Raw genomic sequence first — 12,655 nt, 5'->3', positions numbered from 1 at the left:
GTGGCGGTCCGGCCCTGTCCTGCCGCGGGTGGTGTCTCAGCGGCCGCTGACCGAGGGCGCCGGTGCCGGCGATCCGCCGGCCACCGCGCCCGGGTGCGCCGGGGCGACCGGCGCGGGCTTGAGCCCGGGCGGCACCGGCAGGGCGCTGCCCCGGGCGAACTCGTCCCAGCTCACGTTCCACGCGGTCCAGCCGTTGCCCGGCTGTAGCTCCACCTCGGTGCCCTTGACGGTGACCAGGTCACCCACCTGCGTCACCCCCATCAACCAGTCGGCCGCGGTGGCGGAGACGTTCGCGCAACCGTGCGAGACGTTGGTGCTGCCCTGGTCCCCCTCCGACCAGGGGGCGGAGTGGATGAACTCGCCGCCCCAGGTGTAGCGCTGGGCGTCGTCGACGTCGACCACGTAGCCACCGTTCGGCTCACCACGGGTGTCGAAGGTGACCCGCTCGTGCTTCTCCATGATCACCATCTTGCCGCTGGAACTCGGTGTGCTCGGCTTACCGAGGCTCACCGGGATCCGGCGCACCTGCTTGCCGTCGCGCAGCACGGTCATCTGCTTGGTGGCGTTGTCGATCTCCAGCGAGACCTGCCGTCCGATCTTGGAGGTCGCGGTCCGCTCGGCGTCGCCAACCAGCTTCTTTCCGATCGGCAGACCCTCCAGACCGGCCCGGACACTGATGGTGGTCCCCGGCTTCCAGAAATCGGGTGCCCGGTAATAGACCTGACTTCCATCCTCAAGCCACGACCAGGTACCCGGTTGCGGTGGATTTGTCTTTACGAACAACCGCCGCTGGACATCCGCCCTGGCCTCTTTCGGAATTCCTGGGTCGAACGCCACCGTTACCGGCATGGCCGTGCCGTACGTCCGATTACCGTTGAAATACAGGGTGCTGGTGATCTGCGGCTTGGTCGATTTGGCCATCGTCGTGAACGTGGTGGTGCGGGTGGTGGTGGCGCCGGAGTCACCGGTCGCTGTCACCTCGGCGGTGTAGGTCCGGCGTGGTTGCAGCGGAGCGTTCGGCACCCAGCCGGAGCCGTCCTCGCGCGGCTCGGCGTTTACCTGCTTGCCCTTGTCGTCGGTGAGGCGTACGCCGGTGACCCGTCCGCCCTTGACCACGGTGCCCACCTCGGCGCTGACCGGGACGTCCCGGGCCTTGTCCCCCGGCGTCACGGCGAGTTCCGGTGGGGCGGCGTGCTTCCTGGCCGAGCCGGTCGCCGAACCCCGGTCGGCGGTGCACGCACCCAGGACGAGTGGTGCCGCTGCGATGGTTACCGCCAACAGCGTCATTCGCCGCCTAGACGTCATGTTTCAGTCCCCCCGTTTTCGACTTCCCTCCGCCACATTCTTGCCCGCTTGACGGGACCATTCGCGGCATTCGGAAATAATCGGCCGCGCATTTATCGACGCATTTTCCGACAATGCTCCGCTTGGCTGGAACAGGGGTCCAACCCACCCGTGTCATGCGTTTCGCTCCGCTTGAGCGACCCAGCGTCGACTGTCCGAATGGCGCGGTGGTCACACCTGGGGCCCGGTGCGCCCGTGGTCGACTCGACTTCACGGAAGTCGCGGCATCCCGGTCGCCTGACACCGCGACTTCCGTGAACCCGAGTGGATCATGCGACGAGCCGCGCCGGGCCGGGTGCGCCGGGCCGCCGGACGGATCGCGCGGCGTGGTGGCACGGGAAGTAGAAGGTCAGGCCGGGTGGCGCACCTCGTGGGCGGACTTTTGTCAGTTGAAGCGAAACTTCCGGCGAACGCGACAAAGCTTTGCCTTCGTCCGGGGGCAAGGGTAAGGTCTCGATCTAGATAGAGGGTTGCCCATTCGTCGATCAACTTGCCGCCACCTCTGCCGGGTCGCCGCGTTCCGCTCCCGATGGGTCCGGGCCGCACCCGCGCCGTCCCTCACCGTCCAGCCGGAGCCCGCCTCCGGCCGGTTCGGCGCGCCCGGCGGACGGCAGTCAGGTCGACCGCCGCCGACGGCGTACCAGCCGTCAGGAAGGGACCACCACCATGGATCAACAACTCAACCGACCGGGGCCGACACCGGCGTCCGAGCCGGTCAGCCGGCGTGGAGTGCTGCGCGCCGCGACCGTCTCCGCTGCCGCTGTCGGTGCCGCCGGCCTGCTCGGCGGCCCCGCCGTCGCCGCGCCCGCCGGCCAGGCCCAGGGCCGCCGCCGGGTGCCTGTGGACCGGATCAGCATTCAGCTCTACACGCTGCGTGATCAGCTCGCCGCCGACCTTCCCGGCACCCTGGACGCGCTGCGCCGGATCGGTTACCGGCGAGTCGAGCACGCCGGGTTCGTCGGACGCACCGCCGCGCAGTTCCGGGCCGCGCTCGACGAGGCCGGGCTGCGTTCCACCTCCGGTCACGTCGGCATCCCGCAGCCGTTCGACGCCGCCACCTGGGAGCAGGCCCTCGCCGACGCCAACGTGGTGGGCTGCAAGAAGATCGTCCACCCGTACTTCGGTCGGGACGCGAGCGGTCAGCCGATCCGGGACCCTGCCGTCTACCGGGCCCTGGCCCGGGACCTGAACCGCGCCGGTCGGCTCGCCGAACGCGCCGGGTTGGACTTCGGCTACCACAACCACCAGCTCGAGTTCGTGCCGCTGACCGGCGGCTCGACCGGGTTCGACATCCTCAGCTCGCAGACCGATTCCCGGCTGGTCCACTTCGAGCTCGACCTCTACTGGACCTGGCGTGGCGCCCACGACCCGGTCGACGTGATCCGGGCCAACCGCGGTCGGATCCGCCAGGTGCACGTCAAGGACCTCGACGTCGAGGGTGGTTTCGCCGACCTCGGCGACGGCGTCATCGACTTCGGCCGCATCTTCGCCCAGGAGCGTGAGGCCGGCATCGAGGAGTACATCGTGGAGCGTGACGACGCGGGCACCGCGCCGCGCTCCCCCGCCGACGCCCTGGACACCGCTCGCGTCGGATTCGACTATCTCGCTTCACTTCGGTACTGAAACCACCCCGGGGGACTCACCTGATGAACAGGACCGCATTCGCGTCCGCCCTGCTGTTGGTGACGGCCGGTATGGCCGTACCACAGTCGGCAGCGTCCGCAGCGCCGGCCGCGCCGCCGGACAGCAGCTTCCAGAAAGTGACACTGAACGACTTCCCGGGCGAGCCGATGAGCCTCGCCGTCCTGCCCGACCTGCGGGTGCTGCACACCTCCCGCACCGGTGAGGTCCGCATCCACGACCCGCGCACCGGGCTGAACACCCTCGCCGCCGACATTCCGGTGTACGAGCACGACGAGGAGGGGTTGCAGGGCGTCGCCATCGACCCGAACTTCGCCCAGAACAAGTGGGTGTACCTCTACTACTCGCCGCCGATGGACACTCCGGTGGACGACCCGGCGACCCCCGGCGTCAACGAGGGGGACGCGCCGGAGACCGGCACCGAGGCGGACTGGCAGCGGTTCAAGGGCGCGCTGCGGCTGTCCCGGTTCAAGCTGGACGGGACGAAGCTGAACCTCGCCAGCGAGCAGCAGATCATCGACGTGCCGACCGACCGGGGCATCTGCTGCCACGTCGGCGGCCAGATCGACTTCGACAGCAAGGGCAACCTGTACCTGTCGACCGGTGACGACACCAACCCGTTCGCCTCCGACGGTTACATCCCGATCGACGAGCGGGCCGACCGCAACCCGGCGTACGACGCCCAGCGCACCGCGGCGAACACCAACGACCTGCGCGGCAAGCTGCTGCGGATCAAGGTGAAGGCCGGTGGTGGTTACACGGTGCCGGCCGGCAACCTGTTCAAGCCGGGCACGGCGCAGACCCGTCCGGAGATCTACGCGATGGGGCTGCGTAACGCGTTCCGGTTCGCCGTCGACAGGCGTACCGACGACGTGTACGTCGGCGACTACTCGCCGGACGCCTCCAACCCGGACCCGGAGCGCGGCCCGGCCGGTCACGGCCGGTGGATGCGCGTCGACAAGCCGGCGAACTACGGCTGGCCGTACTGCGTGACGCCGACGATCGCCTACCGCGACTACGACTTCGCCACTGGCGAGTCCGGCGCCAAGTTCAACTGCAAGCGCCCGGTCAACGACTCACCGCACAACACCGGCAAGCGCGTGCTGCCGCCGGTCGAGCAGCCGGAGGTCTGGTACGCGGCCGCCGCCTCGGCCGAGTTCCCGCAGTTGGGCACCGGCGGCATCGCTCCGATGGGCGGTCCGGCCTACGACTACGACGGGACCAGCACGTCGCGTACCCGCTGGCCCGCCTACTACGACGGGGTGCCGCTGTTCTACGAGTGGACCCGTGACTACATCAAGGAGTTCCGCCTGGACGAGGACGGCGACGTCGACGACATCCGTCCGGTGGCGCCGTCGCTGGTGGTGGACAACCCGATGGACATGGAGTTCGGCCCGGACGGCGCGCTCTACGTTCTGGAGTACGGCGACGGTTACTTCGCCGAGAACCCGGACGCCCAGCTGTCCCGGATCGACTTCGTCAGGGGCAACCGGACGCCGATCCCGAAGATCAGCGGCACCCCGACCGTTGGGCAGGCCCCGCTGACCGTCGCGTTCTCCAGCGCCGGCACGACCGACCCGGACGGTGACAAGCTCAGCTACGCGTGGGACTTCAACGCGGACGGTTCGGTGGACAGCACCAACCCGAACGCGAGCTGGACGTTCCCGGAGAACGGCTCGTACACGCCGACGTTGAAGGTCACCGACCGCACCGGACGGTCCGCCTCGGCGTCCCTGCCGCTGGTGGTCGGGCCGACCGCGCCGGTCGTCGAGTTCGTCACCCCGGAGGCCGGGCAGCCGTTCCAGTTCGGGCAGACTGTCGCGTACGAGGTGAAGGTCACCGACGACCTGCCGGTGGACTGCTCCCGGGTGAAGGTCACCTATGTGCTCGGGCACGATGAGCACGGGCACCCGCTCTCCACCTCGACTGGTTGCTCCGGCACCATTCCCACCTTCCTCGACGGTGGGCACAGCGGCGCTGACAACCTGACCGCGGTGTTCGTCGCGGAGTACACCGACGCCCCGACCGACCCGGGCGTACCTCCGCAGTCGGCTTCGGCGACCGTGGTGCTGGACCCGACCCCGGTGGCTGGTCTGGCCGGCTAATCAGCTCAACCACGACAGTGGCGGCGGCCGGATCCTTCCGGCCGCCGCCACACGTCGTTCAGCTCCATGCTCTCGCCGGCGGCGTCGCCGGGGCGCCCAGACGGCAGCCAGCGTCCGGTCAACTCCAGTCGCTGTCCACGTGGTTGTCCCGCCATCGTCCGCCCACCGGCGGGGTGTCCAGCCGCATCCCCTCGTCGGCGTTGCCGGCCAGGTCGTTGTCCTCGACCCGGCAGTCCACGCAACTGCCCCGCTCGGTGATCCACAGCCCGTGCGTCTGGGTCGGGTTGTCGTGGTTGTCCCAGACCCGGTTGCCCCTGATGGTGGCCGAGTCGAAGGGCGCGTCGATGGTGATGCCGGCCCGCCGCCCGGGGGCGGGGTCCAGTTCGTACGCGCAGCCCGGCGGTGGCACGTCCCCGCTCCACGCGCTGAACGCGTCAGGGCGGACCGGGGCGAGGGTGAGTTCGTCGCCGCTGTTGGCGGCCACCGTGGCCACGGACCGACCGACCCGCAGGATCTTGCCCCGGTGCCCGTCGTGCGCCCAGTCGGCGGTCCGGTCCACCAGGCTCCGTTCGCTGTAGCGGACGGCCTCGCCCTTACCGCCGGCGGCCTGGGCGTACTGCCTCCCGTTGTTGCGGATTCGGTTGTTGAGCAGCACGGCGTCGGTCATCTGGTGGTCGATGCGGACGGCGTCGAGGCCGTTGCCCCAGAACTCGTTGCTCTCGATCACCACGTCGCGGACGGGGCCCTGGTAACCGCGCCGGAGGTCGCGCGCGTGGTAGCCGTGCTGGCCGTTTCCGCTGATCCGGTTGCCTCGGACGGTGTACGGGCCGGGGCTGTTGCCGATGCTGACCCCGTCCCGCAGGTTGCCGTCGATGACGCAGTCGGTGAGCAGCCCGCCCCGGCCGGCCACGGTCGAGGTGCCCTGCGACGACACGTCGAAGCCGGCCTCCAGGTTGCCGGTCATCGTGCAGGCGGACACGATCAGCCCGTCGGTGCCCCAGTCCGAGATGCCGAAGCGGTTGCCCTGGCTGTGGCAGCCGATGATGCGGTAGCCGCGCGGTGGCTCCCAGTAGTCCTTCTGCAACTCCAGGAAGATCCCGTTGGTGCCGTTGGCCAGGGCGGTGCAGTTGGCGATGGTCAGCCGCTCCTCCGGGCCCCACCCGCCGACGCCGATTCCGATGCCGGCGCCGCCCATCTGCTCGCCGTTGTCGAGCCGGCCACAGCCGACCACCACGACGCCGTCGATCAGGGTGTCCTGGAGGAAGTCGCAGCCCAGCCCGCTGGCGGCGGTGTGGTGGATGTAGAGGTTGCGGAACACGCCCCGCACCACGTACTGGAGGCCGAGGCCCTTGGCCAGGTAGTTGTACTCGGCCATGGCCACGCCGGAGCCGTCGATCTGGAAGTCGGCGAAGGTGCAGTCGGCGATGTGCCGGTCCCGGTCGGCGCCGTGCTGGAGTGTCGTCCAGAAGGCCAGCGGGGTGGGGTCGGCCCGGTTGCCCTCGTTGCTGAGCATGAACCGGGTCGCCGCCGGGCCGGCCCCGATCAGCGACACACCGCTGCGCCACACGGTGCCGGCGTCGCGGATCGAGTAGATGCCCGGCGGGCAGTAGATGACCCGAGCCCGTCCGTCCGAGGCGTACCCGGTGCCGAGGCGGTCCACGAGGGCGGCCAGCGCCGGCTGGTCGTTCGTCGCGCCATCACCGGTGAGCCCGTACTCCAGCGCGTCGCAGTAGAGCGGCGCGCCGGCCGAGGCGGGCCGTCGTACCCGGACCGAGTTCAGCAGCAGCTCGTTCGCCACGGCCACGGCGGGCTCCCTTCGACGCGTTCGGTGCGCTCCGGCGGGGCCGACTTCCCGGTGAGGCCGCCGGGAAACCCCGGCCCGGAGACACCGCCGGGAACCCCTGGCCGGATGACACCGCCGGGAACCCCCGGACGTGCGCCGGCCCCGGCGCCGCAGAGGCAGCGCCGGGGCCGAGGGGTACGCGTCAGACGGCGGCGATCAGCAGCGCCGGTCGCTCCACGCAGTCGGCGACGTGCCGCAGGAAGCCGCCGGCCACCCCGCCGTCGCAGACCCGGTGGTCGAAGGTGAGGCTGAGCTGCGTCACCTTGCGGACGGCGAGCTGCCCGTCGACCACCCACGGCTTGTCCACGATCCGCCCGACCCCGAGCAGGGCCGCCTCGGGGTGGTTGATGATCGGCGTGGAGCCGTCGACGCCGAACACCCCGTAGTTGTTCAGCGTGAAGGTGCCACCGGTCAGCCGGGCCGGGGGCAGGCTGCCGGCCCGCGCGGCGGCCGTGGTCGCCGCCAGTTCGGCGGCCAGCTCGGCGGTGGTGAGCCGCTGGGCGTCGCGCAACACCGGCACCAGCAGACCCCGGTCGGTCTGCGCGGCGATGCCGAGGTGCACCCCGGCGGACTGGACGATGCGCTGGGCCTCAGTGTCGACCCGGGCGTTGAGCTGCGGGAACCGGCGCAGTCCGCTGAGGCAGATCCGGGCCAGCAGGGCCAGGATGCTCACCGGCGCGTCGGGCGTGGCGGCGTTGATCGCGGCACGGGTCTCCAGCAGGCTGGTGGCGTCCACGTCGACCCAGATGGTCACCTCGGGGATCTCCCGCCGGCTGCGGGAGAGCTTGTCGGCGATCACCTTGCGGACGCCGGTCAGCGGGACGATGACGTCCCCGTCTCCGGCCGGAGCCGACCCGGCCTGCGGGTCCGGCACGGCGGCGAGCCGGGCGGCGGGCGCGGTCAGCGCGGCCTGCACGTCGGCGCGGCGGATCACACCCCCGGGTCCGGTGCCCCGCACCGTGTCGAGGTCGACGCCGTGCTCACGGGCCAGCCGCCGCACGATCGGCGAGATGACAAGGGCGGCGGAAGGCGGTGCCGGGTCACCTGACGCGGCAGCCACGCTGGACGCGGCACCGGCAGCCGCGCCGGTGCCGCCGGTCGGGCCGGCGTCGGCCGGTTCGGGGGCCACCGCCAGGCGGGGCCGCCGCCGACGGCGGGTGGCGGTGCCGTGGCCGGTGCCGTACCCGATCAGCACGTTGCCGGATCCGGCCCGCTCCTCCTCGCGGTAGGTGGCGTGCCCGGCGGGTTCGTCGCCGCCGTCCAGCGGCGCGATGGTGATCAACGGCTGGCCGACCGGGCGTACCTCACCGGCCGCGCCGTGCAGGGTGACCACCCGGCCGGCGTACGGGCAGGGCACGTCGACGACGGCCTTGGCGGTCTCCACCTCGACCACGCTCTGGTCGACGGTGACCACGTCACCCACGGCGACCCGCCACTCGACGATCTCGGCCTCGCTCAGCCCCTCACCCAGGTCGGGCAGGAGGAAGACCTGCGTCCGTTCGACGGTGGTCATGCCGCCGCCCAACGCGCGTCCGGCTGGTCGTCCCACTGAAGGCGGGCCACCGCGTCGAGCACCCGGTCCACGCCGGGCAGGTGGGTGTGCTCCAGCATCGGCGCCGGGTACGGGATGTCCAGTCCGGCGACCCGCAGCACCGGGGCGTGCAGCGCGTGGAAGCAGCGCTCCTGCACCCGGGCGGCGATCTCCGCGCCGACGCCCGCGAAGCCCGGCGCCTCCTGGATCACCACGCACCGGCCGGTACGCCGGACCGAGGCGGTGATGGTCTCGTCGTCGAACGGCACGATGGTGCGCACGTCGACGACCTCCAGGTCCCACCCCTCCTCGCGGGCGGCCTCGGCGGCCTCCAGCGCGACCGGCACCGCCGGCCCGTACGCCACCAGTGTGGCGTCGCGTCCGGGCCGGCGCACGACGGCCCGGCCGAAAGGCTCGTTGCGGGTCGGCAGGGACGCCTCGGCGCTGGCGAAGTAGAGCTTCTTGGGCTCCATGAAGACCACCGGGTCGGGGTCCTCGATGGCCTCGCGCAGCAGCGAGTACGCGTCGTCGACTGTCGCCGGGGTGACCACCTTCAGTCCCGGGGTGTGCGCGTAGTACGCCTCTGACGAGTCGCAGTGGTGCTCGACTCCGCCGATCCCGCCCGCGTACGGCACGCGGATGACGATCGGCACGCTCAGCGCGCCGCGGGTGCGGTTGCGCAGCTTCGCCACGTGCGAGGCGATCTGTTCGAACGCCGGGTACGCGAACGCGTCGAACTGCATCTCGACCACCGGCCGCAGGCCGGACATGGCCATGCCGACGGCGAAGCCGACGATGCCGGCCTCGGCGAGGGGGGTGTCGAAGCAGCGGTTCTCGCCGAAACGGGCCTGGAGGCCGTCGGTGATCCGGAAGACGCCGCCCAGCGCGCCGACGTCCTCACCGAAGACGACGACCCGGTCGTCGGCGGCGAGCGCGTCGGCGAGCGCGGTGTTGAGCGCCTTCGCCATGGTGGTGGCCATCAGGCGTCACCCTCCTCGGCGTGGGCGGCGGCCAGTTCGGCGCGGACCTGCTCACGCTGTTCGACCAGTTGCGGGGTGGGCTCGGCGTAGACGTGGTCGAAGAGGCTCAGCGGGTCGACTGTGGGCTGCTCGTTCATCCGGGTCCGCAGGTCCGCCGCGTACGCCTCGGCCTGCTCGGTGATCTCGGCGACCGCCGCGTCGTCGAGCACACCGCGGGCGCGCAGGTAGGTCTCCAGCCGGGCGACCGGGTCCCGGTCCCGCCAGGCGTCGACCTCGGCGCCGTCGCGGTAGCGAGTGGCGTCGTCGGCGTTGGTGTGCGGCTCCATCCGGTAGGTGTGCGCCTCGACCAGGAACGGCCCCTTGCCGGCCCGGGCGTGGGCGACCGCGCGGGTGAGCACGGCGAGCACCGCCACCGGGTCGTTGCCGTCGACCTGCTCGCTGGGTACGCCGTAGCCGACGCCCTTGTAGGCCAGCGACGGCGCGGCGGTCTGCCGCGACAGCGGGACGCTGATGGCGTACTTGTTGTTCTGCACGAAGTAGACCACCGGCGCCTTGAACACGGCGGCGAAGTTGACCCCCTCGTGGAAGTCGCCCTCGCTGGTGGCGCCGTCGCCGATGAAGGCCAGTGCCACCGTGTCGCGACCCTGGTACGCCTCGCCGTGCGCCAGCCCGGCGGCGTGCACGCACTGGGTGGCGAGGGGGGTGCACTGCGGCGCGGTGTGTACCTCGGTCGGGTCGTAGCCGCAGTGCCAGTCGCCGCGCAGCAGGGTGAGCACCTCGACCGGGTCGATGCCTCGGGCAACCAGCGCCATCGACTCGCGGTACGTGGGGAAGACCCAGTCGGTGTCGCGGACGGCGAGGACCGCGCCGACCTGGCACGCCTCCTGGCCCCGCGAGGACGGGTAGACGGCGAGCCGGCCCTGCTTGGTCAGGGCGGTCGCCTGGGTGTCGAAGCGGCGGCCGAGCACCATCCGGCGGTACAGCTCGCGCAGCACCTCGGCGGGTGGTTCGGGGTAGTCGGCACGGGCGGGCAACGGCGTGCCGTTCTCGGCGAGCAGGCGGACCGGCTCGGCGTCTGGCAGCAACGAGCGCGCCGGGTCGGGCGGGGTGACCGTTCGACGGGCGCGCGGGGATGCCCTGCGGACCGCCTGGGGAGTGGTCGTCACGGCGGAACCTCCTGGGACGTGTGGTGAGCCTATGCTTCCGCTTGTGAATGATTGACTCAAGATCGACACAGAAGGCGGGACGGTTGGCATGCGGAGGGCCCAGCAGTGAGCCAGGAGACCGCCGACGAAGCAAGCCGGGGCGCGGGATCGGGACGATCGGCCCGAGCCCTGGACGAGGTCGACCGGCGGATCCTCGACGAGCTGGTCCGCGACGGTCGCACGTCGGTGCGCACCCTCGCCGAACGGATCCACATCTCCCGCACCAACGCGTACGCGCGGGTGGAGCGGTTGCTCCGCGACGGGGTGATCACCGGGTTCCGGGCCCAGGTGGCGCCCGAGGCGGCCGGGCTGGGCACGTCGGCGTACATCGCCCTGACCATCGAGCAGAACACCTGGCGGGAGGTGTCGGCCGAGCTGGCCCGGGTGCGCTACATCGAGCACGCCGCGCTGCTCGGCGGTGACCACGACGTGCTCGCGCTGGTGCGCGCCCCGGACAACGCCGCGCTGCGCGACGTGGTGCTCGGCCGGGTGCAGAGCATTCCCGGGGTGCTGTCCACCCGCACCTGGCTGGTCTTCGAGGAGTTCGACGGGCTCGGCAGCCCCTGGGCGTGAGCGCCGGGCTCAGCGCTCCGGCGGAGCCTCCAGCCCGTCGCGGTCGGCCAGCTCCAGCAGCGATTCCAGCGAGTGCCGGTCACCGTCCAGGCCGGCGTGCGGGTCGCCGCGCTCGGCGAACCGGGACGGCATGCTGAGCACGTCGAAGTCCTCCGGTCGGACCTGGTCCAGCTCCGACCAGTCCAGCGGCGCGGAGACCAACGCGGCCGGCGTCGGCCGGATCGAGTACGCCGAGGTCACCGTGTGGTCCCGGGCCATCTGGTTGTAGTCGACGAAGACCGGCCGGTCCCGTTGTTCGCGCCACCAGGTGGTGGTGACCAGGTCCGGCAACCGGCGCTGCATCTCCCGGCCCAGCGCGAGCACCGCCCGACGGCAGTCACCGAAGCTCCACCGCGGCTCGATCGACAGGTAGACGTGCAGGCCCCGACCGCCGGTGGTCTTCGGATAGGCGGTCATGCCCAGCTCAGCGAGGAACGCCCGCACCTCGTGCGCCACCGGCACCACCTGCTCGAAGCCGACGCCCGGCATCGGGTCCAGGTCGATGCGCAGCTGGTCGGGGCGTTCCACGTCGGCGGCGGTGACCGGCCACGGGTGGAACCGCAGGGTGCCCAGGTTGGCCGCCCAGATGACGACCGCCAACTCGCTCGGCGCGATCTCGTCGGCGCTACGGCCACTGGGGAACGTGATGTGCGCGGTCCGCACCCACTCGGGCGCGCCGGCCGGCAGCCGCTTCTGGTAGAACGCGTCGCCCCTGTTGGTCTGCCGGGTGGCGATCGTCGCGCCCTCGAAGACACCGCGCGGCCAGCGTTCCAGCATGGTCGGCCGGTCCCGCAGCGCCCGCAGGATGCCGTCGCCCACCGCCAGGAAGTAGCGGACCACGTCCAGCTTGGTCAGCCCACGCTCCGGGAAGTACGGCTTGTCGGGGCTGGAGACGCGGACCAACCGCTCCCCCACCCGGATCTCCTCCGCCGCCGTCGCCATCTGCCGAGGGTACGACGCGCAGGCACGCCGTACGGCCATCGAACGGACACCCGTGCGGCGCGCCGGCGGCGGACCTGTGCGGCGACGGCGGGGCCGGCGCACCCGGTCAGGTGATCAGCAGCACGCCCACCACGATCATCGGCAGCCCGACGAAGAGGAAGATGCCGACGCCGGTGAGCACCTGGCCACCGCCGGCCGTCTCCCTCTCCGGCGCGGCGCCGAAGGTGGCGCGCGGGCCGAGCATGCCCATCCGGCTCAGCGTCAGGTCGCCCGTCACGCCGAGGAGCCCGCCCACCACCACCAAGCCGATGCCCAGCCGGTTGGTGTAGGCACCACCGGCGATCGCCACCCAGATCGCTGCCGCGACGGCGACCAGCACGCCGGCCATCACGAATATCAGAAACGCTTCCCGCAGACCTCGCACGACGGTCACTGTCGACACCCCCCCGTTG

At 71.5% G+C, this 12,655-nt stretch carries 10 protein-coding genes; 3 read left to right on the top strand and 7 right to left on the bottom strand.

The window, feature by feature from the left end:
• Positions 1-36: 36 nt before the first annotated feature.
• On the bottom strand, positions 37-1,305 hold the full coding sequence (locus tag AB0B94_RS12115; RefSeq protein ID WP_357273353.1) for an Ig-like domain-containing protein: 1,269 nt from the start codon (positions 1,303-1,305) through the stop codon (positions 37-39).
• A 705-nt stretch (positions 1,306-2,010) separates the two neighbouring features.
• Here AB0B94_RS12115 and AB0B94_RS12110 point away from each other — a divergent pair.
• A complete protein-coding gene (locus AB0B94_RS12110; RefSeq protein WP_357273345.1) occupies positions 2,011-2,967 on the top strand; it encodes a sugar phosphate isomerase/epimerase in 957 nt (318 codons plus the stop codon).
• 23 nt (positions 2,968-2,990) lie between these two features.
• Complete coding sequence (locus AB0B94_RS12105) at positions 2,991-5,090, top strand: PQQ-dependent sugar dehydrogenase (protein WP_357273336.1); 2,100 nt, start codon at positions 2,991-2,993, stop codon at positions 5,088-5,090.
• A gap of 118 nt (positions 5,091-5,208) precedes the next feature.
• On the opposite strand, the gene AB0B94_RS12100 is transcribed toward AB0B94_RS12105, so the two are convergent.
• The 4 genes from AB0B94_RS12100 to pdhA form a co-directional block, all read right to left on the bottom strand.
• Positions 5,209-6,888, bottom strand: coding sequence for a right-handed parallel beta-helix repeat-containing protein (locus AB0B94_RS12100; protein ID WP_357273915.1), 1,680 nt, complete (start codon positions 6,886-6,888; stop codon positions 5,209-5,211).
• 187 nt (positions 6,889-7,075) lie between these two features.
• Entirely contained in the window at positions 7,076-8,458 is a 1,383-nt protein-coding gene (locus AB0B94_RS12095) for a dihydrolipoamide acetyltransferase family protein (protein WP_357273910.1), read from the bottom strand.
• A complete protein-coding gene (locus AB0B94_RS12090; RefSeq protein ID WP_181539337.1) occupies positions 8,443-9,447 on the bottom strand; it encodes an alpha-ketoacid dehydrogenase subunit beta in 1,005 nt (334 codons plus the stop codon). The genes AB0B94_RS12095 and AB0B94_RS12090 overlap by 16 nt, the downstream gene beginning before the upstream one ends.
• Positions 9,444-10,643, bottom strand: a complete 1,200-nt coding sequence (gene pdhA, locus AB0B94_RS12085) for a pyruvate dehydrogenase (acetyl-transferring) E1 component subunit alpha (protein WP_357273901.1) — start codon at positions 10,641-10,643, stop codon at positions 9,444-9,446. The genes AB0B94_RS12090 and pdhA overlap by 4 nt, the downstream gene beginning before the upstream one ends.
• A gap of 72 nt (positions 10,644-10,715) precedes the next feature.
• On the opposite strand from pdhA, the gene AB0B94_RS12080 reads away from it, so the two are divergent.
• Positions 10,716-11,222, top strand: a complete 507-nt coding sequence (locus AB0B94_RS12080) for an Lrp/AsnC family transcriptional regulator (RefSeq protein ID WP_124854498.1) — start codon at positions 10,716-10,718, stop codon at positions 11,220-11,222.
• Between the two features lie 9 nt (positions 11,223-11,231).
• Here the strand turns inward: AB0B94_RS12080 and AB0B94_RS12075 are convergent, their stop codons facing one another.
• The gene (locus AB0B94_RS12075) at positions 11,232-12,203 is read right to left on the bottom strand and encodes a DNA primase small subunit domain-containing protein (RefSeq protein WP_357273320.1); all 972 of its coding nucleotides are present in this window, start codon (positions 12,201-12,203) and stop codon (positions 11,232-11,234) included.
• Positions 12,204-12,309: 106 nt separating this feature from the next.
• Positions 12,310-12,636 (bottom strand): hypothetical protein, encoded by a 327-nt coding sequence (locus AB0B94_RS12070; RefSeq protein WP_238672239.1) that lies wholly within the window; start codon positions 12,634-12,636, stop codon positions 12,310-12,312.
• Between the last annotated feature and the right edge of the window lie 19 nt (positions 12,637-12,655).

The organism is Micromonospora sp. NPDC048986 (assembly GCF_040649335.1).
Taxonomy (GTDB): Bacteria; Actinomycetota; Actinomycetes; order Mycobacteriales; family Micromonosporaceae; genus Micromonospora; species Micromonospora alfalfae.
The sequence above is the reverse complement of the archived record's forward strand: the minus strand, read 5'-3'. Positions and strand labels throughout refer to the sequence as shown.

What these genes read in the sequence shown, in the direction of transcription:
- AB0B94_RS12105 (WP_357273336.1), top strand. Translation starts at nt 2,991, where the DNA reads ATGAACAGGACCGCATTCGCGTCCGCCCTGCTGTTGGTGACGGCCGGT.
- AB0B94_RS12075 (WP_357273320.1), bottom strand. Translation starts at nt 12,203, where the DNA reads ATGGCGACGGCGGCGGAGGAGATCCGGGTGGGGGAGCGGTTGGTCCGC.
- AB0B94_RS12115 (WP_357273353.1), bottom strand. Translation starts at nt 1,305, where the DNA reads ATGACGTCTAGGCGGCGAATGACGCTGTTGGCGGTAACCATCGCAGCG.
- AB0B94_RS12110 (WP_357273345.1), top strand. Translation starts at nt 2,011, where the DNA reads ATGGATCAACAACTCAACCGACCGGGGCCGACACCGGCGTCCGAGCCG.